The organism is Noviherbaspirillum aerium (assembly GCF_008929045.1).
Taxonomy (GTDB): domain Bacteria; phylum Pseudomonadota; class Gammaproteobacteria; order Burkholderiales; family Burkholderiaceae_D; genus Noviherbaspirillum; species Noviherbaspirillum aerium.
In genome coordinates this window covers 1-21,901 of record NZ_VFAH01000005.1, presented here as the reverse complement: position 1 = coordinate 21,901, position 21,901 = coordinate 1, and the positions used below count along the sequence as shown (strand labels likewise).

Annotated in this window: 23 protein-coding genes and 1 pseudogene; 9 read left to right on the top strand and 15 right to left on the bottom strand. The window is 60.6% G+C overall.

What is annotated here, in order from left to right; genetic code table 11:
- Positions 1 to 144: 144 nt before the first annotated feature.
- From FH061_RS09415 to FH061_RS09405, 3 genes are all read left to right on the top strand, one after another.
- On the top strand, positions 145 to 1,521 hold the full coding sequence (locus FH061_RS09415; RefSeq protein WP_151635802.1) for a murein hydrolase activator EnvC family protein: 1,377 nt from the start codon (positions 145 to 147) through the stop codon (positions 1,519 to 1,521).
- A 3-nt stretch (positions 1,522 to 1,524) separates the two neighbouring features.
- Positions 1,525 to 2,997 (top strand): S41 family peptidase, encoded by a 1,473-nt coding sequence (locus tag FH061_RS09410; RefSeq protein WP_151635323.1) that lies wholly within the window; start codon positions 1,525 to 1,527, stop codon positions 2,995 to 2,997.
- A 209-nt stretch (positions 2,998 to 3,206) separates the two neighbouring features.
- Positions 3,207 to 3,971 carry a HesA/MoeB/ThiF family protein gene (locus FH061_RS09405; RefSeq protein WP_151635321.1) on the top strand — a complete coding sequence of 255 codons (765 nt, stop codon included), beginning with the start codon at positions 3,207 to 3,209 and terminating at the stop codon, positions 3,969 to 3,971.
- A gap of 172 nt (positions 3,972 to 4,143) precedes the next feature.
- Here the strand turns inward: FH061_RS09405 and FH061_RS09400 are convergent, their stop codons facing one another.
- On the bottom strand, positions 4,144 to 4,572 hold the full coding sequence (locus FH061_RS09400; protein WP_151635319.1) for a hypothetical protein: 429 nt from the start codon (positions 4,570 to 4,572) through the stop codon (positions 4,144 to 4,146).
- A 206-nt stretch (positions 4,573 to 4,778) separates the two neighbouring features.
- On the opposite strand from FH061_RS09400, the gene FH061_RS09395 reads away from it, so the two are divergent.
- The 3 genes from FH061_RS09395 to FH061_RS09385 all read left to right on the top strand — a co-directional run bounded on the left by FH061_RS09395 (position 4,779) and on the right by FH061_RS09385 (position 7,867).
- Positions 4,779 to 5,669: a DMT family transporter gene (locus tag FH061_RS09395; protein WP_151635317.1), complete on the top strand. Its 891-nt coding sequence runs from the start codon at positions 4,779 to 4,781 to the stop codon at positions 5,667 to 5,669.
- Positions 5,666 to 6,877, top strand: a complete 1,212-nt coding sequence (locus FH061_RS09390; RefSeq protein ID WP_151635315.1) for a YbfB/YjiJ family MFS transporter — start codon at positions 5,666 to 5,668, stop codon at positions 6,875 to 6,877. The genes FH061_RS09395 and FH061_RS09390 overlap by 4 nt, the downstream gene beginning before the upstream one ends.
- Before the next feature lie 93 nt (positions 6,878 to 6,970).
- Positions 6,971 to 7,867 (top strand): DMT family transporter, encoded by an 897-nt coding sequence (locus FH061_RS09385; protein WP_151635313.1) that lies wholly within the window; start codon positions 6,971 to 6,973, stop codon positions 7,865 to 7,867.
- Here the strand turns inward: FH061_RS09385 and pabB are convergent.
- The 5 genes from pabB to argB form a co-directional block, all read right to left on the bottom strand.
- Entirely contained in the window at positions 7,841 to 9,688 is a 1,848-nt protein-coding gene (gene pabB, locus FH061_RS09380) for an aminodeoxychorismate synthase component I (RefSeq protein ID WP_151635800.1), read from the bottom strand. The genes FH061_RS09385 and pabB overlap by 27 nt on opposite strands.
- 122 nt (positions 9,689 to 9,810) lie before the next feature.
- On the bottom strand, positions 9,811 to 10,704 hold the full coding sequence (locus FH061_RS09375) for a DMT family transporter (protein WP_151635311.1): 894 nt from the start codon (positions 10,702 to 10,704) through the stop codon (positions 9,811 to 9,813).
- Between the two features lie 600 nt (positions 10,705 to 11,304).
- The gene (gene slmA / locus FH061_RS09370) at positions 11,305 to 11,880 is read right to left on the bottom strand and encodes a nucleoid occlusion factor SlmA (protein ID WP_151635309.1); all 576 of its coding nucleotides are present in this window, start codon (positions 11,878 to 11,880) and stop codon (positions 11,305 to 11,307) included.
- A gap of 17 nt (positions 11,881 to 11,897) precedes the next feature.
- Complete coding sequence (locus FH061_RS09365; RefSeq protein WP_151635307.1) at positions 11,898 to 12,626, bottom strand: pyrimidine 5'-nucleotidase; 729 nt, start codon at positions 12,624 to 12,626, stop codon at positions 11,898 to 11,900.
- Positions 12,627 to 12,920: 294 nt separating this feature from the next.
- The gene (argB, locus tag FH061_RS09360; RefSeq protein ID WP_151635305.1) at positions 12,921 to 13,832 is read right to left on the bottom strand and encodes an acetylglutamate kinase; all 912 of its coding nucleotides are present in this window, start codon (positions 13,830 to 13,832) and stop codon (positions 12,921 to 12,923) included.
- A 118-nt stretch (positions 13,833 to 13,950) separates the two neighbouring features.
- On the opposite strand from argB, the gene FH061_RS09355 reads away from it, so the two are divergent.
- From FH061_RS09355 to FH061_RS09345, 3 genes are read left to right on the top strand one after another with little or no spacing between them, the layout of a single operon-like run.
- Positions 13,951 to 14,538, top strand: coding sequence for a sigma-70 family RNA polymerase sigma factor (locus FH061_RS09355; RefSeq protein WP_151635303.1), 588 nt, complete (start codon positions 13,951 to 13,953; stop codon positions 14,536 to 14,538).
- A gap of 11 nt (positions 14,539 to 14,549) precedes the next feature.
- Complete coding sequence (locus FH061_RS09350) at positions 14,550 to 14,771, top strand: zf-HC2 domain-containing protein (RefSeq protein WP_151635301.1); 222 nt, start codon at positions 14,550 to 14,552, stop codon at positions 14,769 to 14,771.
- Complete coding sequence (locus FH061_RS09345) at positions 14,768 to 14,977, top strand: cysteine-rich CWC family protein (RefSeq protein WP_151635299.1); 210 nt, start codon at positions 14,768 to 14,770, stop codon at positions 14,975 to 14,977. The genes FH061_RS09350 and FH061_RS09345 overlap by 4 nt, the downstream gene beginning before the upstream one ends.
- A 19-nt stretch (positions 14,978 to 14,996) precedes the next feature.
- On the opposite strand, the gene FH061_RS09340 is transcribed toward FH061_RS09345, so the two are convergent.
- The 9 genes and pseudogenes from FH061_RS09340 to FH061_RS30920 all read right to left on the bottom strand — a co-directional run.
- Positions 14,997 to 15,920 carry an SPOR domain-containing protein gene (locus tag FH061_RS09340; RefSeq protein WP_151635297.1) on the bottom strand — a complete coding sequence of 308 codons (924 nt, stop codon included), beginning with the start codon at positions 15,918 to 15,920 and terminating at the stop codon, positions 14,997 to 14,999.
- Positions 15,914 to 16,705, bottom strand: a complete 792-nt coding sequence (locus tag FH061_RS09335) for a type III pantothenate kinase (RefSeq protein WP_151635294.1) — start codon at positions 16,703 to 16,705, stop codon at positions 15,914 to 15,916. Before FH061_RS09335 ends, FH061_RS09340 begins: the two co-directional genes overlap by 7 nt.
- A 2-nt stretch (positions 16,706 to 16,707) precedes the next feature.
- Positions 16,708 to 17,505 carry a biotin--[acetyl-CoA-carboxylase] ligase gene (locus tag FH061_RS09330; protein ID WP_151635292.1) on the bottom strand — a complete coding sequence of 266 codons (798 nt, stop codon included), beginning with the start codon at positions 17,503 to 17,505 and terminating at the stop codon, positions 16,708 to 16,710.
- 202 nt (positions 17,506 to 17,707) lie between these two features.
- Complete coding sequence (locus FH061_RS09325) at positions 17,708 to 18,370, bottom strand: C39 family peptidase (protein WP_225984565.1); 663 nt, start codon at positions 18,368 to 18,370, stop codon at positions 17,708 to 17,710.
- 5 nt (positions 18,371 to 18,375) lie between these two features.
- Positions 18,376 to 18,603: a hypothetical protein gene (locus FH061_RS09320; protein WP_151635290.1), complete on the bottom strand. Its 228-nt coding sequence runs from the start codon at positions 18,601 to 18,603 to the stop codon at positions 18,376 to 18,378.
- A 626-nt stretch (positions 18,604 to 19,229) separates the two neighbouring features.
- Positions 19,230 to 19,574: a hypothetical protein gene (locus tag FH061_RS09315; RefSeq protein ID WP_151635288.1), complete on the bottom strand. Its 345-nt coding sequence runs from the start codon at positions 19,572 to 19,574 to the stop codon at positions 19,230 to 19,232.
- A gap of 63 nt (positions 19,575 to 19,637) precedes the next feature.
- Entirely contained in the window at positions 19,638 to 20,513 is an 876-nt protein-coding gene (locus FH061_RS09310) for a transporter (protein ID WP_151635286.1), read from the bottom strand.
- A 289-nt stretch (positions 20,514 to 20,802) separates the two neighbouring features.
- Positions 20,803 to 21,591: pseudogene (locus FH061_RS30925) on the bottom strand (IS5 family transposase).
- A 56-nt stretch (positions 21,592 to 21,647) separates the two neighbouring features.
- Positions 21,648 to 21,901: hypothetical protein (locus FH061_RS30920; RefSeq protein ID WP_225984564.1), on the bottom strand; the 254-nt coding region annotated here is incomplete at its 5' end.

Here is a 21,901-nt window from a genome sequence, read left to right as displayed (position 1 = left end):
CGTGGACGGAACCGCGGCGGGCGCATGGCGAGTGTCAATCGCGCCGCATCACTGAAAGCCGAGGAAGTCAGATTGTTCAAGCAGCACCGCAGGCCTCGCCGTCGTTTTCTCCCCTCGATTGGATTCGCCACGGCCCTGGGCATCATGAGTGCCGCCAGTGCCATCTGTGTCCTGGGCGCCTCACCGGCCCATGCCGAAAAACTGAGCGAGCGCGCCAAGCAAAAGCGCGCCGCCGAAGAAGAACGTGCGGAACTGCAGAAAAAGCTCAGCACGCTCAAGCGCGACATCACCCAGACCGAAGCCGCCAAGGGCCATGCCGCGGATGCCCTGTCCCAGACCGAGGCGGCCATTTCCGATGCCAACCGGGCCTTGCACGGCCTGGCGGCCGACCAGCGCGCCACCGAAGCCAGGCTGGCCAGGCTCACCGAGGAGCACAACCGGCTGGCGAGGCAGGTCGACAGCCAGCAGAAGCGGCTGGCGCGCCTGCTGCGCGACCAGTATGTCGCGGGCAACGAGGACCGCATCAAGCTGCTGCTCTCGGGCGACAATCCGAACCGCATCAACCGCGAACTGCAGTACATGGGTTACGTCTCGCAGGCGCAGGCCCGGCTGATCGATTCGCTGCGGGCGAACATGGCCGCGGTCGAGGCCAACAAGATAGCGACCCAGGAAGCCCGGCAGGAACTGGAAGAGATTGCCTCCGAGCAGCGCGAGCAGAAGCTGGTGCTGGAGAAGGAAAAGACCCGCCGTGCCGCCCTGCTGACCCAGCTGTCCGGCAAACTCGCCGTGCAGCGCAAGGAAGCCGGCAATATCGAGCGGGATGAACAGCGCCTCGGCGGCCTGGTCGACAAGCTGGCGAAGTTGATCGAAGAGCAACGCAAGGCGGAAGCCATCGCCCAGGAAAAGCGGCGCCAGGAGCAGAAGGAACGGCAGGAACAGCTGGCCAGAGAACAGCTGGCCCGCGCCAAGGCGAAAAAGGAGGCCGAAGCCAACGCAAGGGTGAGCTCCGTCAAGACTCCGAAACCCAATCCTGATGCAATTGATGACGACGAGCCGCCTTCGAAATTGTTGGGGCGAAATGAACTCATACCGGAACCCACCGTCCAAAACGGTGGCGCGACGCGGGCGTTCAGCGGATTGCGCGGGCAGCTGAGGCTGCCGGTCAAAGGGGATCTCATTGCAAAATTCGGCAGCAAGCGGAGCGACGGACCAAGCTGGAAAGGCTTGTTCATCCGCGCGCCCGAAGGCGCCGAAATCAAGGCAGTTGCCGGAGGCCAAGTCGTCTTTGCGGAATGGCTGCGCGGATTCGGCAACCTTGTCATCATCGACCATGGCGGCCAATACATGACAGTCTATGGCAACAATCATGCCGTACTGAAACACGCGGGCGACATCGTCAAGACCGGCGACACCATCGCCAGCGCCGGCAACAGCGGCGGCAACGAACAATCGGGTTTATACTTTGAAATGCGGCATCAGGGCCGCGCCATCGATCCCTCCGGGTGGATTACTTTTAGGTGACACATGAGCAGCAAACTGAAGAACTTTGGCCTTATCGGATTAGGCGTGGTAGCTGGCATCGCAGGTTCGATGCAATTCGAGGCGAGCGCCCAGAAGAGCAGCGCCCCGCTGCCGCTGGAAGAGCTGCGCCAGTTGTCCGAAGTATTCGGGCTGATCAAGACCGATTATGTCGAGGCGGTCGAAGACAAGAAACTGCTCACCGAAGCGATCTCGGGCATGGTCGCCTCGCTCGACCCGCATTCCGCCTATCTGGACAAGAAGGCATTCAAGGAACTGCGTGAAGGCACGCAGGGCAAGTTCGTCGGTCTCGGCATCGAGGTCGGCATGGAAGACGGCTACGTCAAGGTCATCTCGCCGATCGAGGATTCCCCGGCATTCAAGGCCGGCCTGAAGTCGGGCGATCTGATCACCCGGCTCGATTCGACGCCGGTCAAGGGACTGACCCTCGATGAAGCGGTCAAGCGCATGCGCGGCGAGCCGAACACCAAGATCACGCTGACCATCGCCCGCAAGGAAGAGGACCGCCCCATCATCGTCACCATCGTGCGCCAGGAAATCCGGGTGCAGAGCGTGAAGTCCAAGGTGATCGAGCCCGGTTACGCCTGGCTGCGCGTGGCGCAGTTCCAGGAACCGACCGTGGACGACATGGTAAAGAAGATCAATGCCATCTATGCGCAGGAGCCGAACCTGAAGGGTCTGGTGCTGGACCTGCGCAATGACCCGGGCGGCGTATTGCCGGGCGCGATCGGCGTATCGGCCGCCTTCCTGCCGAAGGATGTGCCGATCGTCTCGACCAATGGCCAGTTGCCGGATTCCAAGCAGACCTACTACGCGCGCCGCGATGCCTACACCTCGTCGCGCATCTCGACTGGCGATCCGCTGGCAAAGCTGCCCGACGCGATCAAGAAGGTGCCGATGGTGGTGCTGGTCAATACCGGCTCCGCATCGGCCTCCGAAATCGTCGCCGGCGCCCTGCAGGACTACAAGCGCGCCACCATCATGGGCACGCAGACCTTCGGCAAGGGTTCGGTGCAGACCATCCGCCAGCTGTCCGCAGACACCGCCGTCAAGCTGACCACCGCACGCTATTACACGCCGAACGGCCGCGCGATCCAGGCCAAGGGCATCGTTCCGGACCTGCTGGTCGATGAAACCGCGGACGGCGACGGCCTGAACGGTCTGCGCCTGCGCGAAGCCGACCTGACCAAGCATCTGTCGAATGACAAGGAAAAGGACGAGGCCGCACGCAAGCTCGACCAGCTTGAGGAAGAGCAGCGCCTTGCCGCGCTCGAAAAGAAGCGCAAGCCGCTGGAGTTCGGCGGCAAGGACGACTTCCAGCTGGCCCAGGCGCTCAACCACCTCAAGGGACTGCCGGTGCAGTTGTCCAAGGCGCCGAAGGTGGAAAGCAAGAAGGAAAACACCATCAATGACGACAAGAAGAACGGCAACGGCAATGGAAACGGCGACAAGAAATAAGCCCGCCCCATAGCACTCCATGAAGGCCGCAGCGATGCGGCCTTTTCTCTTTGTGCCCATGCAGTCATGTGTCGCCATGCGGACAGGCATCGCATGGCGACACATTGATACCATCCGTTCCGGGGCATGGCGGGCATCGCGTCCCGCCGCCGCTGCGGCGGGTTAAAGATGCTAAGCTACCGCCACTCCTTCAAGCCCTTGCCCGCGCCATGAACGACAATCAGCTGCTGCGTTATTCCCGCCACATCCTGCTCGATGACATCGGTATCGAAGGACAGGAAAGACTGCTGGCCGGCCATGCGCTGGTCATCGGCGCCGGTGGCCTGGGATCGCCGGCGGCGTTCTACCTTGCTTCGGCCGGCATCGGCAGGATCACGCTGGTCGACAATGACACCGTCGACCTGACCAACCTGCAGCGCCAGATCCTGCATACCACCGAACGGGTCGGCCGGCCGAAGGCGGAATCGGGGCGGCAGACGCTTGCAGGAATCAATCCGGAAGTGGAAGTCATCGCGCTTGCCGAGCGCGTCGAGGGAGCGCGTCTTGCCGAGCTGGTAAGCCAGGCCGGCGTCGTGCTCGACTGCAGCGACAACTTCGCCACGCGCCATGCGGTCAACCGCGCCTGCGTCCAGCACCGCGTTCCGCTGGTATCGGGGGCGGCGATCCGCTTCGACGGCCAGATCTCCGTGTTCGATACGCGCCGCGATGATGCGCCCTGCTATGCCTGCCTGTTTCCGCCAGACCAGCAATTCGAGGAAGTGCTGTGCTCGACCATGGGCGTGTTCGCGCCGCTGGTCGGCATCATCGGCACGATGCAGGCGGCGGAGGCATTGAAGCTGGTCGCGGGTATCGGCGAGTCGCTGGCGGGAAAGCTGCTGCTGCTCGATGCGCGCAGCATGGAATGGAACAGCATACGGGTGGGCCGCAGCGCTTCATGCCCGGTATGCGGCCATGCCCACGGCGAGCAAAGCTGATCCGGCGCAGGGCGATAAGCCGTTGCGGGCGGACGCTTGCGTCGCAAAGGAATTAGCGAGCGTCAAGAAATAATGAATGGGGTTCCGGCCCGCAGGATGCGGGCGGCTGCAGCTGCAATTCAGATTCCGATTGCGATTCCGAGACCGGGATCAACCCCGCCGCCGCATCTGCTCAATCCAGCGTCATCAGTGCCCGCATCGAGCAGCCGCTGAGTGCATGGCTCAGGCTCGATGCGGAAAAGCTGATAACCGCATGCCTCAAGGCACCCTCCGCACCATCTGCGCCATCATCATCCACTTCATCATCGACGCCGTCGGCGGTCCCATGCATCTGCCTGGCGGCGAGCATGCGGTAATGCCGGTAAAGATCGAAATGGCGCCCTTCGATGCGGCTGATCCGGTTCATCATGGCCTCATCCGCGGCCGTCATATCCCGCGCTTCATCGGCATCCGGAGCCGGCTTCTGCGACATCGCGTCGGATGCCGGACGGGACTGGCTGCCGCTGCGCGCGTCCCTTGTTACTGCATCGCCGCAGCCGAAAAGCGGAATCGCAACCAGTGCCATCACCACCAGGTCGGCAAGGCGTCTTAACGTAAGCATGAGTGTTCTTCTCCCTTGCCGTGATTATTTTGTTTTTTGGACAAGATCTCTTTGGCTTGTGTCAACTGCCTGACATAGCGCGCGCGCCGCTTGTGCCGGCTCAATGAAAACCGCCCTGCGCAGTGGCTCCGACGCCACGCAAAGGCCGGTGCTACAATCGACCGGCCCCTTCACTCATCAAGACTCCTCGTTCCCGCGCCGCCTTCATGTCCGCATCCGACCTCGCCAAGCTGGTGTTCCTTTCCGCGATCTGGGGCGGGTCCTTCATCTTTCTCCGCATCGCCGTGCCGGAAACCGGTCCTGTGCTCACCGCCGCCCTGCGCACCGGCCTGGCGGGAATGGCGCTGATGGCTTTCGCCCTTGCCACCGGCGTGCGCATGGACTGGCGGCGCAACCTCAAGCCGTTTGCCGTCGTCGGGCTGTTTGCCGGCGTCATTCCGTTTTCCTGTTTTTCCTTCGCCGCCCTGCATCTGCCGGCCGCGCATTCGGCGGTGCTCAATGCCACCGCGCCGCTGTTCGGCGCCGTGTTTTCCGTGGTCTGGCTGGAAGAGACGCTGACGCTGCGCAAGCTGGCAGGCCTGGTGCTGGGCATCATCGGCGTCGGCATCCTGGTGGGCATCGGGTCGGTGGCGATGCGCGCGCCCACGCTGCTGGCGATTGGCGCCTGCCTCGCGGCGGCGGCGTCCTATGCGATGTCGAGCATCATCGTGCAGAAGACCGGCAAGCCGGGCGGCATTCATCCGATTGCCATGGCCACCGGATCGCTGGCATTGGGCGGACTGATGATGCTGCCGGCCCTGCCCTTTTCACTGCCGCCGGCCATGCCTTCCGGCCTGGCGCTGGGCTGCATCGTGGCGATGTCATTGCTGTCGTCCGGCCTGGCGCAGGCCATCTTCATTCCGCTCATCGTCAAGGTCGGGCCGACGCGGGCGATGTGCGTGTCCTTTCTGATTCCCTTGTTCAGCATGCTGTGGGCCTTCCTCTTCCTGCAGGAATCGGTGGGCTGGTCGACCCTGGTCGGCGGCGTCATCGTGCTCATGGCGATGGGCCTGGTGCTGACTTCACCGTCCGGCAAATCCGCAGTGCGCAAGACATGACGGCGCGCTCCGGTCTTGCCGAACGCAGTCCCCTGCTTGTCGCGCTGGGCATCTCGCTGGGCGCGGCCATCTCTCTCGGCCTGTCGCGCTTCTCCTACGCCTTGCTGCTGCCGCCGATGCGCAGCGACCTGGACTGGTCGTACCTGCTGGCCGGCGCGATGAATACCGCCAATGCCTTCGGCTATTTCCTCGGCGCGCTGGTCACGCCGGCACTGATGCGCCGCTTCGGCGCGCAGGCCGCGCTCATCGGCGGCGCGCTGCTGACGGCATTGTTCATGCTGCTGTCGGGCTTCGTTGTCGAGGCGTCGCTGCTGCTGACGCAGCGGGTGCTGGCCGGCGTCGCCAGCGCCTTCATCTTCATTGCCGGCGGCGTGCTGGCCGCGCGGCTGGGCGCGCTGCATCCCGGCCGCGCCGGCTTCCTGATCGGCCTGTATTACGGCGGCACCGGATTCGGCATCGTGTTCGCGGCGCTGCTGGTGCCCGCGGCAATCGATGCGGCCGCCTCGCAAGGCAGCGCGCATGCGTGGCAATGGGCATGGCTGGCGCTGGGCGCGCTGTGCCTGCTGATGACCCTGCTCATGGCGCTGCCGGCACGCAGCATCGACGGCGCGCCGGCGGCGGCGAATGGCCAGGGCGGCTTTCGCCTGCGCGCATTCGCTTTCGGACTGGCCGGCTATTTCATGTTCGGCGTTGGCTATATCGGCTACATGACCTTCGTCATCGCACTGCTGCGCGAACAGGGCATGCAGCAGGCGACCATCACGGTGTTCTATGCCTGCCTCGGCCTTGCGGTGGTGGCCTCGTCGCGCATCTGGGCGGGCATGCTGGACCGTTTCAAGGGCGGGCAGTCTCTGGCCATCCTCAATGCGCTGCTCGCAGTGGCGACCCTGCTGCCGGTGCTGCCGGCGCTGTCGCATTCGCTTGCGGCGGTGTTCGCCTCCGGCATCCTGTTCGGTGCGGTATTCCTGTCGGTGGTCGCATCAACCACCGCGCTGGTGCGGCACAATCTGCCGCCGCAGTCATGGTCGGCGGGCATCAGCGGCTTTACCACCGTGTTCGCCTTCGGGCAGATCGTCGGCCCCGCCGTCGTCGGCTGGATTTCCGACGCTGCCGGCGGACTGGAACGCGGGCTGATGTTTTCGGCCGGCGCGCTGGTGCTCGGGGCCGTGCTGGCATCGCGCCAGCGGGCAGTGGCCGGAGCGCATTGAGCAGAAAAAACTCCGGGGCCGACGTGTCCGAATCCGGCCAGCACGGTCGTCTTCTTTCGCCTATGCTGTGCGTCTGAATCCACCGGAGTTGCCATGCGTAGTGCCGACCTGACCCGTCTCCTGATCCTCGCCGCCATCTGGGGCGCATCCTTTCTTTTCATGCGCATCGTCGCGCCGGTGCTGGGCGCATTCTGGACGGCCGAAACACGGGTGGCGCTGGCCGGCATCGCGATGCTGGCCTTCATGCTCCTGACCCGCAGAAACATGGAGTTCGGCAAGCACTGGAAACAATACCTGATGCTCGGCATCCTCAATTCCGCGCTGCCTTTCTCGCTGTTTTCCTTCGCGGCGATGACGCTGCCGGCAGGCTACTCCGCGATCGTCAACGCCACCAGCCCGCTGTGGGGCGCGCTGGTCGGCGCCCTCGTGCTCGGCGAGCGCCTGACCGCACGCAAGCTGGCCGGGCTGGTGATCGGCGTGGCGGGTGTGGCCTTCCTGGTGCGGCTGGGGCCGGTCGCCTTCACCTCCCAGGTGCTGCTGGCTGCGCTGGCCTGCGTCGGCGCGGCGGTGTGCTACGGCATCGCCGGCGCCTACTCCAAGAAAAAGTCGGCGGGCATTGCGCCGCCGCAGATGGCCACCGGTTCGCAGCTGGGCGCGGCGCTGGTGCTGCTGCCTTTCGCGGGCGCATCGTCGATGCCGGGCGAACTCACGCCCTTCGTGCTGGTAATCGCATCGCTGCTGGCCCTGCTGTGCAGCGCCGTCGCCTATTTCATCTACTTCCGCCTGATTGCCGACCTCGGTCCGACCAGGGCGCTGACGGTGACCTTCCTGATCCCGCTGTTCGCATTGGCATGGGGTGCGATATTCCTCGGCGAAACCATCAATGCGAACACGCTGATCGGCTGTGCGCTGGTGGTGCTGGCGACCTGGCTGGTGGTGTTCCAGCCGTCGCCGGTGATGGCATCAGTGCCGGACAAGCTCGGCCGCTAGCGCGCCGCGCAAGGCATTGCAGACCAGGATTTCCCGGGCGCGCTCCAGGTCGGCCAGGCGTATCGCCTGCTCGCCGGCTCCCAGCTCTGCCAGCAGGACTTCCCGCATCACGCCGGGCAGCAAGCCGCAGGAAAGCGGCGGCGTCAGCCAGCGGCCGTCGATCCTGACGAATACATTGCTGCGGCCGCCCTCGGTGAGTTCGCCCTTCTCATTGAAGAACAGCATGTCGAACGCGCCTTGCGCTTCGGCCGCCTGCCAGGCCGCATCGTAGGAGGCGCGCAGCGTCGTCTTGTGCCGCAGGAAAGGATCGTCCGAGCGCATCGGCTGCGGCGCGAGCAGGACCTTCACCCTTGGCGGCAGCGGCGCGAGCGCTCCGCTGCGGATCTCGATACTGCCGTCCTGCGCCAGCGCCAGGCGCAGGCGATGGGGCCCTTCCGGCAGCGCCGCGCAGGCTTGCGCAAGCGCCGCATGCACCGCCGGCGCATCCCAGCCGAAGCCGAAATAAGCGGCGGATGCCCGCAGGCGCCGCAGGTGCCGGTCGAGATGGCGGATGCCTGCGCCGCGCTCGGCATGCATGGTTTCGAACAGCGAAAATTCATTCGGCAGGCCCGTCAGGAAACCCGCCTTGAGCCGGCATTCCTGGTATTCGTCGGCGGCCACGCTGTCATGGACGATGCCCGCGCCGACGCCCATTTCTCCCCGGCGCATGCCGCCGCCCTGCCGGTCTCGTGGCGGCGCCAGGGCCAGCGTGCGGATCGGCACCGACAGGCAGAAATCGCCCGCTTCCCGATCCGGCGCGCAGGGATCGAACCAGCCGATCGCTCCCGTGTACAGCCCGCGCGGCAGCAGCTCCAGTTCGCGGATGATCTGCATGGTGCGCCGCTTCGGCGCGCCGGTGATCGAACCGCAGGGATAGATCGCGGAAAACACCTCCTGCAGGCGCACGCCGGGCCGCATGTCGGCCTGCACCGTCGAGGTCATCTGCAGCACGCTGCGGTAGCGCTCGACCTGGAACAGCGCCGGCACCCGCACGCTGCCGACACGCGCGATGCGGGCGAGGTCGTTGCGCAGCAGATCGACGATCATCAGGTTTTCCGCGCGGTTCTTGTCATCGGCGGCCAGCGCGGCGGCGCGCCGCGCATCGCGCACCGGATCGTCGCTCGCCGGCGCGGTGCCCTTCATCGGGCGCGCGGTGAGCACGCCGCCTTCATGCCGCACGAAGAGCTCGGGCGACAGGGAAAGCACGCTCGCGCCGTCGGGCAGCGCGATCAGCGCGCCGTAGGGAACCGGCTGGCGTGCGCGCAGCCTGCGGTAAAGCGCGGCTGGCGAACCGTAGGCATCAAAGTGGATGCGGTAGGTGTAATTGATCTGGTAAGTGTCACCTGCTTCGATATAGGCATGGATGCGGGCGATGGCTTCGCCGAAAGCCTGCTCGTCGACGCTGGAGCGCACGCCCGCGATGCCCGCCGGCCCGGCGTCTCCATCCTGCCGCGCAAGCCACCGCTCCGCCTGCTCGCCGGTCAGCAGGTCGCAGCGCGAAAACAGCAGTACTCGCGCGAGCGGCCCCTGTTGTTCGCGGGCGTCGATGCGCTGCATGGCGGCGCCGAGCTCGTAGGTGAACAGTCCGACCGCATGCAAGCCTTGCCGCAGCGCCTGCTGCAGCCGTTCCAGCATGCCGGGGAAATCTGCGGCATCGTCGCATTGCAGGGTGTCGACATGCGCGGTGTAAAGACGCGAACGGGCTTCACCGGCGTGCGCGCTGCTGTCGTCGAGCAGCGCATAGCACGCGGGAAGGTCCGGTGCGGGCGAGGTAGCGGACATGGAAGTCGAGGCCAAGGAAATCTCTTGAAGCGGTGCGGAGCAAGGCGCTATTGTAAGGCCGCCTTGCCCGCTTGCCGGGGCATCAGTGCATCAGCAAGTCATTGCGTGATGGCGCCGGCACATCAGCTGCCGCGCTTGGACAGATAGATGCCCAGCAGCAGCAAGGCGCCGCCGAGCATCTGGACCGGTCCGATCGCCTCCTGGAAAATCAGCCATGCCGCCACCGCCGCGGTCAGCGGCTGGATCAGCAGGCTCACCGAGGACAGCGAGGCCGGCAGATGCGCGAGCGCATAGGCGATCACGGTCTGGCCGCCGATCTGCGCGACCACCGCCAGCGCCAGCAGCGGCAGCCAGCCCGACAGTTGCGCCGGAAAGAAGGCACCCGGCGACATCAGCGCGAACGGCAGCAGGGCCAGCCCGGTAATGGTAGTGCTCCATGCCATGAGCCTCGCGGTGGAATACTGGCTGCGCGCATCCTTGACCGCCAGCTGATAGGCCGCATAGAACACCGCGCTGGCCAGCCCCAGTCCGTCGCCGATCAGCTTCATGCTGCCCTGCGCGGGGCCGTTGCCGGCGGCATTCGGCCCCACCAGCATGATTGCGCCCACCAGGGCGAACACCATGCCGACCACGAAGACGCGGGCAAAGCGCGCCTTGTACGCGATCCACATCCACAAGGCGATGAAGATGGGTGCGAAGTTCGACAGCAGCGTGGCGTTGGCCACCGTCGTGTAATGCAGCGACAGATGCCACAAGCCCATGTCGGCTGCGAAATAGATCCCGGCCAGCACCAGCGAGGCGGCGAAGCCGGTGCGCTTGCCGGCGGCGACATCCTGTCCGCGTACCGCGAAGGCCCATGCCCACAAGATCGGCGCGGCCAGCGCCATGCGCCAGAACGCGGAGGCGATGGGATTGACATCGGACAGGCGCATGAAGATGCCGGCGAAACCGATGGCCATGCCGCCCATGAGCAGCGAAGCGAAGGCAAGTGCGGGAAATTTGTTGGAAGGCGTCATGGATTGTTTTGGTTGGCTTGCAGCCGCATCGCCGCGGCAGGCGTCACCGAGTATAGGAGGCTGGCAGTGTAATGAGATTCGGATTTTGCTGCAGCGGCCCGAATGTCGTATGTGCGGGACGGGACTGGAAAGGGAGCGGCTGAAGGAAATTCGGCTGGCGTTGATAGCGGCTTGGCGTTCATGGGGCGGCGCGGCCCAAGGGCCGGTTCCGGGACGGATCACGGCACAGGCCCGTCTGTCATTCTGGTCTGCTGCAAGCTTGCAAATGCCGGAGGCAGAATTCCAGTGGTAGGCTCAACCCGCTATGTCGGCATCGTGCGGCAAGGCAGCACCTGCACGACAAAAAGAAATTCCCAATCCGAGTACGACAAGTTAATCGGCCTTGGATTTCCTGCGCTATCCCATCAAGCTGCGCGCGAAATAAGACAACTCTTCGAATATCGGCGCAAAATCAACTCGGCATTCGAAGAGAGAACGATGAAAGCCGCCGGGTATCACGAGTTTGTTTCGTCTCTGCAGCCTATGAGCGCACGGATACCAACCGGTGAAATCCCGCTCCTGCCCGCCTTGCATGCATGATGTTTAACTGTTTGGCCGACCTCAAACCAGCAGCACCGCAAGCTGCCCTTGCAGATTATCGGTCGGCACCTGCTTGAACCCGCTCTTGGCAAACCGGTGCCAGCGCCCGACCACCATGCAGGCAATCAGGTTGGCGCGGTTGACGGCATCCATGTCGCTGGCCTGCCCCTGCGTTGCCGCCAGTTTCAGCGACTGACGCAGCGCCAGCTCGACGCGCTCGATGAACTGGTTCATGCGCAATTGCAGCCGCTCGTCTTCATTGACCAGCGCGTCGCCGATCAGCACGCGGGTCATGCCGGGGTTGCGCTCGGCGAAGTTGAGCAGCATGCCGGTGATGGCCTGCGCCTGCGACAGGCCGTTTTCCTGCTGTTCGCTGATCTGGTTGATTAGGCCGAACACGCTGGTCTCGATGAATTCGATCAGCCCTTCGAACATCTGCGCCTTGCTGGCGAAGTGCCGGTACAGCGCGGCCTCCGATACCTCCAGCCTGGCCGCCAGCGCGGCGGTCGTGATTTTCTCCCCTTTTGGCTGCTCCAGCATCTGTGCGAGAGTCTGGAGAATCTGAAGCTTGCGTTCGCCCGGTTTTGTCGTAGCCATATGTCTCGTCGTTGTCGTTAGTGGCGCAATCGGTGCAGCATGTCAGGCAGCTGTATGACGGACCGGACCTTGGCATCCACGAAGGCAGGCCGCCGGTTCAGACGGGCCGGGCTGCGCATGCCGGCCAGTTGTTGATGATTCGGGCTCGTCGCCAGGTATTGCGTGACCCAGGCGGTGCGCATGCCGAGCGCCTTGGCCGCCTTGAGGTTGTCGGTCGTGTCCTCCACCAGTACACAACGGCCGGCGCGGAGGCGTTCTTTAGCCAGCAGCTTGCGCAGCAGCAGCTTCGACGGCTTGGGCCGCAGCTGGCGGTGCACATGCATGGACTCGATCGGTATGTGCTTGGCAAAGTGGCGATGCAGGCCGAGGTGGCGCATCACGTCATGGGAATAGCGGCGCGGCGCATTGGTCAGCAGGATCTTGCGGCCCGGCAGGCGCCTGAGCAGGCGGCCCACGCCGCGCTCGGCGCGGATCATGGCGGACAGGTCGTCAAACGCATGCGCCTCGCGCAGGAAATCCTCCATCCGCACGCCGTGATGCCGGACCATGCCCAGCAGCGTCGCGCCATAGCGCTTCCAGTAGGCGATGCGCGCGGCATTGACCGTCTCCGGATCCGCCGGGCTGTCGTCCTGTCCGAGCACCTTTGCCATGTAGGCATTCATGTTTGCATTGATCGCCGGGAAAATCGCATGTGACGCGTTGTGCAGCGTGTTATCGAGATCGAAGAGCCAGACCGTGTCGCGCATGATGACTATCTTGATGAGACTGCCTCGCGGCCATTGCGGGAATGGCCGCGGGTGAATTGTGGTTGATCGATGCGCACTCTTGCCGCCCTTCCGGAATCGCACCGGAACTTACATTAGAGCAATAATGCAACAGGGTTGGAATCTGCACAAGTTGTCGACATGGCAAGCCCATGCGCCGCGGCTTGGAAAACACGCCGGAAAAGGCGCTGCCCGCGGGACCGGCAAGCGATTCCCGCGGGCAGCGGTGATACTGCGACAGCGACGGACCGGCATCGCGCCGGCCCGTGTTTCGGATCAGTGGGAACGGATCATGGTGCCGAACGCCTGTTCGGTAAGCACTTCCAGCAGCAGCGAATGCTCGATGCGGCCGTCGATGATGTGCACGGTGTTGACGCCGGACTTGGCGGCATCGAGCGCGGACGAGATTTTCGGCAGCATGCCGCCGGAAATGGTGCCGTCGGCGAACATTTCATCGATCTCGCGGGCCGACAGGTCGGTCAGCAGATTGCCCTGCTTGTCCTGCACGCCGGCGATGTTGGTCATCATGATCAGTTTTTCCGCCTTCAGGATTTCCGCGATCTTGCCGGCCACCAGGTCGGCATTGATGTTGTATGCCTGTCCATCCTCGCCGAAGCCGATCGGGGAAATGATGGGAATGAAGGCATCGTCCTGCAGCGCCTTGACCACCGCCGGGTTGATCGCATCGATCTCGCCGACGAAGCCGATGTCGAGGAACTGGCCCGGATTCTCGCGGTCGGCCAGCTTCATCTTGCGGGCGCGGATCAGGCCGCCGTCCTTGCCGGTGAGGCCGACCGCCTGGCCACCGTAATGGTTGATCAGCATGACAATATCCTGCTGCACTTCGCCGCCCAGCACCCACTCCACCACTTCCATGGTTTCCTCGTCGGTGATGCGCATGCCCTGCACGAAGGTGCCCTGCTTGCCGATCTTCTTGAGCGCATTGTCGATCTGCGGACCGCCGCCATGGACGACGACAGGATTCATGCCGACCAGCTTGAGCAGAATGACATCGCGCGCGAAGCCATGCTTGAGGCGTTCCTCGGTCATCGCATTGCCGCCGTACTTGACGACGATGGTCTTGCCGTGGAACTTGCGGATATAGGGCAGCGCTTCTGCCAGGATTTCCGCCTTGATTTGCGGAGCAACCGCACTCAGGTCGGCGGCGGGAGCGAGTTGATCGGTCATGGTCAGTCCTGAAAATCAATTTTCGCGATTTTACAGGAAACGTTTCGAATTCTTCGTTGATTTCCTGGTTTTAAAATGGTGTATTACGCATGTTTGATCAAATGACCATCCAGCTTTTATGAGCGTTCCCCCGAATAGTGAATTGGAAGCCTTGCGCCCCGCCCTGGTGCGCTTTGCGGTGTTGCAGCTGCGGAACAATGCCGCGGCCGAGGATGTCGTCCAGGAGACGCTGATGGCGGTACTGGAAAAGCCGGGCAACTTCGCCGGGCAATCCAGCCTGCGCACCTATGTCACCGGCATTCTGAAGCACAAGATTCTCGATGCGATGCGGTCAAGCCGGCGTGAAGTGCAGTTCTCCACGCTGCTCGACGGTGCGGCCGATGGCAACGGCAACCAGTCCGACGCCGACTTCATCGATGCGCTGTTCCGTCCCGACGGCCATGTGGTCGACATGCCGCGCCGCTGGGGCGACCCCGACGCCGCGCTGGAACAGAAGGATTTCTTTCGCATGCTGGAACTCTGCCTGGAGAAACTGCCTCCCAAAACCGCGCGCATTTTCATGATGAGAGAATGGCTGGAAATGGAGACCCCGGACATCTGCAAGGAATTGCGGATCAGTTCCTCCAATGCCTGGGTAATGCTGTACCGGGCGCGCCTGCAACTGCGTGAATGCCTCGACCTGAACTGGTTCGGCAAGCACAACTGACGGGAAACATCATGTCGATCAAACCGACCTGCAAGGAAGTCCACCGGCTGACATCCGAAGGCCTGGACCGGGAACTGTCCCTGGTCGAGCGCACGCGCATGCAGCTGCATCTGCTGACCTGCCACGCCTGCCGCCACTTCACCGAACAGACGCAATTGCTGCACAAGGCCATGCAAAGACTGTCCGGGCGAGCCGGCGAGTACCAAGACAAAGACAAGGATGAAACGCCGTGAGCACCTGTTCCGCCTGCGGCGCCATCTTTGAATGCGGCATGACGGAGGGCCGGGCGGAGTCGCCTTGCTGGTGCACCCGCTTGCCGACACTGCCGCCGGAAGCTTATGTGCGCGACGCCTCGGGCAGCGGCGTCGGCTGCTTTTGCCCGGACTGCCTGCAGGCGTTGATCAACCGTACCCGGGACCGCTCCGCAGCCGGCGAATGAATCCCCGCCGCGATGCGGCTTATGCTCCCTCGCAGCTGCGCATTTCCTGCCTGGCGTAACCGGCCTTGATTTTCTGCACCGCGTTCCTGCTTTCCTCGTCGAGGTCGCGCAGGCGGAATGCCACCAGGTGGGTACTGACGGTGCGCTGCCCGATGCGCGCGGTGCGCACGCCCTTCTGATTCAGGTTGGCAAGATGGGCGCGCGCCGCTTCCTCCATCTTGAACACGCCGAGCGATATGCCCCAGCGCAGGGGAGAATTGTCCTGGATGATGAAGAAGTCGCTGACGCCGAGGCGGCGCAGTTCGCCCGCTTTCTTCTCGGCGGCTTCCTTGTCGCCCTGCGGCGGAATGTAGACCATGTGCGTTGCCACTTCCTGCACCTGGCGCTGCGTGACCCGCGGGCCCAGCGCCAGCGGCGCAAGCTGCGCGCTGAACCGCTTCGCGTCTTCCGCGTTGAAATTGCCGATCTCCGCGCAGACGAGCACGACGGGCTTGCCGGCATCGAGCGCAACCGTCCTGGCGGTTGCCACCTGGGCTTCAGCCGGCATGGCGCTGACCGGACCGGGCGGCGGCGCGGGCGTTGCCGCTGGGGCCGCTGGGGCCGCTGGGGCCGCTGGGGCCGCGGGTGCGGTTGGTGCGGTTGGTGCGGGAGGCGTGACAGGAGGCGATGGCGCAGCGGGAGCAGCCGGCGCCGCAGGCTTGGCCGGGGCCACCGGTGCGGCGGGTGCGGCAGGTGCGGATGATGCGGCCGGCGCAGCGGGTTCGGTCCGGGCTGCCGGATCGGTTTCGGGCGGCTTTTCCAGTTTCAGCTTGTCGGCATTGAGCTGGTTCTTGATGCGAGCCGGTTCGCGCCCGCTCGGGAACATGGTCTCGAAATAGCCCAGCTGGTAGGCCAGCAGGGCGCCATTGGCCAGGAGCAGGATCCAGAAGAAAAATTTCAGCATGATGTATTCATGGCGACGTGATGCAGGCCGATCAGCACGAGATTATCCACGAGCAGGGGCGGGAAACCGAGATGCGGCGCAATCAGCGGCGCCGCGCCGCCGGACAGCACGCATTGCACGTCGCCATGGTGCTGATGGTCCGGATAATGCTGCCGGTGCGCCCGCATCGCGCGTTCGATGGCGCCGGCCTGCGCCGCCAGGCAGCCGCTGATGATGGCCGCATCGGTATGGTCGGCGAAAGCTTCGGTGATGCCCGTCGTTTCGGCAACCCGGGGCAGTTGCGCGGTATGGCGCGCCAGCGAAGCGGCCATCAATCCCAGCCCCGGCAGGATCATTCCGCCCTGGAAGATGCCGTCGGGCGTCAACGCATCGATGGTCGTGGCGGTGCCGCAGGTGGCCACCACAAGCGCCTTGCCGGGATAAAGCGCATGCGCGCCGATGACCGACGCGAAACGGTCGCAGCCGAGCTGCGCGGGATTGCGGTAATGATTGCGTACGCCGGCCAGGCTGGCGCAGGAGGCAAACCATTCCAGCGGCACAGGCTGCAGGCCGAGCACCCGCATGAGAGCCTGTTCCAGCTTCTCGCGCATCTCCTGTCCGGCGACATTGGACACCAGCACTCGCACAATCCTGTGCTCCCTCCAGGTATCGCTCAGCGTGGCCATCTGCGCATGGTCGACCATGCCCGAGGCGGTCCACTGGCCAAGCGCCGATGCGCCGCGCGCACCGCTCGGCACCAGCGCCCACTTGACCCGGCTATTGCCCGCATCGATCAGCAGCAGCATGCTCAAGCCTCCTTTGGCCGCAGCGATACATCGCCCGCCATGACGGCGACCTGTCCCGCCGGGGTATCGATCAGGAAGCGGCCGGCGGCGTCGATGCCGCGCCCGATGCCCTCGTGCAGCACCTTGCCGTTATCGAGAATGACAACCGCCTGCCCCTCATGCGCATGCAGCGCATTCCAGCGCCCCGTGAACGCGGAAAGCCCCTCGTGTTCGAATTGCACCAGCGCCTCCGCCAGGCTGCTGATCAATGTTGCCATCAGCATGTTCTGGTCGAGGTCGGCCAGCCAGGGAATGCCGGCGGCGGCCCGGCCGATCTCGGCGGCCATCCCGTCGTCGATCGCGATATTGATGCCCACGCCGATCACCGCCCAGCTGGCATCATGCGGAACGCTGCCGGCGCCGGCGGATTCGATCAGGATGCCGGCCAGCTTGCGCCCCTGGAGCAGCACATCGTTCGGCCACTTCAGCCTGGCATCGATGCTGAACATGGCCAGCGCCTCGGCCAGGGCCACGCCCGCCGCCAGCGGCAGGCCGACCAGCGCATGCACCGGCAGATGGAATTTCCAAGCCAGCGAAAAGGTCAGCGACTTGCCCTCCGCCGAATGCCAGCTGCGCCCCGCCCGGCCGCGGCCGGCGGTCTGGCGTTTCGCCTGCAGCAGCACCGGACCGCTCAGTGTGGGCAGCGCCGCCAGCAGGTCGGCATTGGTGGAGCCGGTTTCCTCCACGATGCGCACCGTCACATGCTGGGCGGCGGGCCGGAGAAGCGCGGAAATCCGTTCGGAAGTCAGAGTGTCAGTCATGCCTACATTGTAGCGGCATGCCTGCGGGGTAGTGATGCAGTCTGGCAACAACACCCTTGTATTATTTGCTAGCCTCCAACAGCGTGCTTGGCCAAGTCGTTACAGGGCATGCCGCTGCGAGCGACTTGGATCGTCAAGATCGGCGGTTTGCAGAAACGCCGCGCGCTAGATCAGCGCGTAGTTGTATGTCACAAAAATGCTTTTATTGCGGCCGTAAAACCAATTGTTTGATGGCCTGCGCGGTTTGACGTTCAGGAGTTCTAGTAAAGAATTTATGCTCGAGAATAAAACTAGACCCTTCTGGCACAACTGCAAGGAATTTACCTTTCAAATTGGAATTTCCCCTTGTTTCCCATATTTCCAGAAATTGAGCTTTGCTATAAGTTCGATTTCCAAGGGAAGGATCTGCCAGCCATACGGTGTCTTCGCTAATACCTCTCAGTACAGAAAAATGCTCATCTTTTCTGTGTTTGAGATATACGATGACGGGAATCTTGAGTTTCGCAAGCTGTTCATATGTCACCGCATAACCATGAGCGCGAAACCCGAACTGAGGCAAGACGCGTTGCATGTCTTCAAATGAAGAGCACATCTCTTCATTATCCAACGCCAAGAGCAAGTCCCGCTCGGTTACTGGTATGTCATAAAATTCTTTCAGAATGGTAGCAAGCGAAGCAGCACCACAGGAAAAATCCTTGTCCTGTTTTATGACCTGCTTGTCACGCAAAGTTTTCCAGGATTGTACAGGGACGTGACCTGCCAGCGTCGGCGCGATGACCACGGCATGTTCGGCTTGCACAATCGAACCGTAATACAGTGCGACCATCGCAATTGCGATTCTTAAGGTCCAAAACTTATTTTGCATTGTTATCAGAATTCTTCTTTCTTTTGCTTTCCGCAAGAACCAATAAAGGACCACCAATAAATATCGCGGCTCCAATCAATAACCACCACCATGCAGTATTTTTTTGTTCTGGATTGGGCCGAATCAGCATACGAGGCAGAAAGAGCGCGCACCAAGCCAAGGCACCAAGAAATATTGACATTAAAACTCTGCCTTGCCTCGCCACCTTCCACGATATCATCATCAACGCCCACATAACTCCATTAAGGACCACTCTCCCGAAAATCATTCATCTTCCAAACTAAGCCAGCCTTGGGTTTGATCAACGCCTACTGTACAGGTGCACATTAATTCTTTACAAGAACGTAGCCCTTTTATGCCAAGTCGTATATGAAAAACCGCGCTTTAACAATAAGCCCATCGTTAGCGAAGTATGTTTTTCACGATCAGATAGAGTAACAATACATATCAGAGAACAATGATTTACGATTGCTTTTGTTTTTTCATATTCAATAACAGCATGAGTAATGGGACTCCGATAATACCTATGACGCCTATGGATAGTACCCACCAATTAATTTCTCTCTGATTCCGATCCGACCAGATAAATATATGTGGCAAAAAGAGAGCGCACCATGACAATGCCCCGAAGCTTAAAGTCGGTATCACCTTACATCGTTTCGCATATTGTCCCGACTTTACCAGCAACGTAAAGCCCAAGAAAAAGAATAGTATTTCTCCAATGCTCATATTTTCACCGCATCCACTAAATATTAAGAAAGATCATGAACCTTTCCCTTTCGCAATGCACTTGTTGTCTAGACACTTGCCATCTTCCTATTGAAGCAAGGAAGATGGGCTTTAGTTATTTAGAAAATTATTACCAACTAGTCACATGCGTGCTATACATGCTGCCCAAAGTTGCAATTCCGGAGCCAGCGAATCCACCAATAGCTCCTCCAAGCATCCCCGTAGTCACTGCGGTTGTCAGTCCAGCATAATTCCAGTTTGGATTATTGTAATAATAGCCGGCACCACTGAATACACCTCCGGCCAAGGGCATTAAAAGCCATGCGCCCTTAGTTTCCTTCATCTCTTGCTGAGACAACGCGGCCACCTCAACAGGATTATCCTCAAATATTAAATTCGTATCCAACTCTTGCCCGAAAGCAGGAAGTGTAGAAATTGCCAATACACCTGCCGCCAATAACTCTTTCAAAAACATACTTTTAAACCTTTACTTTGTTAATTTAATAGGGCTACTTAAACCACCAGCGATACATGTAGATCAGAAAGTGTATAGCCAGTTTGCTCTGAGGTCGGCCCCATCGCGACCTGATGCATTTTGTTTTAACGAAAGAGAAAGTGTATGCCCTCTTGAAAATCCGTAAGCCATACCGATAAGTAGATCTGTACTGGTTCTTCTAAATCCTTGAGGTTTTCCCTCAACAGTGTCTGCCTGCGCGTTCATCCATTGCACACCGGCAGAAAGTGTTATTCGATCATTGACCGCAAATGCAATTGATGGATTAAGCAACAGGGTATTACCCGGGTCGTAGGCGGCATGATCGTCTCTACGCTTAAAATTCGCGCGATAGGCGGCAGTTAATGATAGGACTATCGGGTCAATTGCCTTAAACGCTGTAAGCCCCAGAAGAGCAGACTTAGCATATGCATTACTTATCCTGTGTTTTTCATACAGGGCAACTTCAACAAAACTTAACAGTGCCGGAGTATCGTCATCTTCCTTGAATTTGTAATTCACACCTACCCAAGCGTCAGCCAATTTCTGATCACTGGAGTAACTCATATTTGAAGCTTCAATGTTGCGATGGCTGCTGTAAAGGTAACTGATCCGAGAGTACAACTCGGTTCTTGCATATAGCCCGTATCGCAGGCCAAGAGTTCCTACGACAATGTCACTATTGCCTTTGCTTTCCGTTACAGAATAGGGTAGCGAAACGAAGGAAGCCGGGCCTATCTGAATGCTTAATGGTCGACCCGTAAGTATTTCCTGTCGGTCGTTATTTGCATAGGAAAGCCCTCCTTCAAATTTGAACTTACCTCTCTCCGTAATAAGATCCTCAATCTGCATTGGCAGCTCGGCATGAGCCACAAAAGCAGCCATGCAAAGTAAAACACCGACACATACTCTTAACGACATTACGCGGCTTTCAATGTTATCTCCGACGCAACATTAAATTATAAAATTAAGGTCAGCAAACCGCTTCTTACAAATTGTTTATATGGTATGCAATATTTATTTCTATGGCTTGTTTAGGCACTCATAAAAATATCTATGGCATCGATAATTTATTCTTGATTCGGGAATATGGTAAGAACCCGATATTTTCCACTTGCTTATTTTTGAATTAATTATTGTTGGATACTGCATGCCCCATGGTTGCAGCATCTATTGCGTTGCGGTCCGGTTGTTATGTATAAAAAGCTCTTCAAAGTCTCCGTAGCAAGACATCAAGGGAGCCAGCGCGACCATCTGCTGTCTGTTGTGGCGCGTGCGTTCTCAGTTTTCCATATCCGATTGCACTTATCGAGCTAGGCGAAGGAACGTTCCACGCCCCATCGCTTCGAGATCACTACGAAGCAATGCGGTTTCGGCCGCTGAGCAATCTTCACGATTGCACCAAGCATCATTGCTGCACGTGGCTGAATGACTTACAGCGATAGCCACTATCGACTAGTATTCTTACCACATCAGATAGCGTGCTTGCATTGAGCAGCGGTGCCAGTATGCCGCCTCCAGTCATTCACATTGGCTGCCGCGACCTCGGTTGCATGTTGCAGGCCCTGGGTAACTACGGCTAGATGGCGCTTGATGCCTGCTACCTTCTTACCAGCGTCATATCCTTTGCCCCGGGGCCGTATCACCGTTCTTCACGCTTTGTGCGTTAAGAAAGCAAAAAATGTTTTTTCGACGAGCCCATTCCTCATACGCTCGTGCCTGACCAGATTTTATTAATGCATGTTCGAACAGGCTGCTTCCCGAATTGCCCATCTTGGTCCACAAATCGAAGTAGTAGCGTACTGTAGTCCATCCTAGGAAATCGTCTGGCAATGCTCGCCATTCTGTACCAGCTCTTGCGCAGGTAAAGAATGGCGCCGAGCACATCGTAGAGGTCGTTGCACCGTGGCTTCGTCCTATGTCGCGCCTGCTCAAGCAGACTTCTTATCGCCTCAAACTGTTGCCGGCTTATATCACTCGGATATACCTTCCCGTCCATCGCAGCACCTCATCAGCAGCTGATGTCGTTTTTGAGTCGAAGACACTGAACCTTTCTCAGTAATACTTGGAATAACTGGCAACCTGTAATATATAGATAAGAGAGAAGCCGCAAGTTTCTTCCCCTCTTACGTTTTCTGTTCGGAGTAGAACATGAACTTGAAAGACCTGAAAAGAACCTTTAAGAACGTGAACGATATTTTTTTGTCCAAACCGGGTTTGTGATGACATTGATCCGGAATGAGCAGGAAGTATTATCCAAGCGATATCACTCGTGAACAGTTTGACCAAGTTCGTCCCCTGTTGGAGGG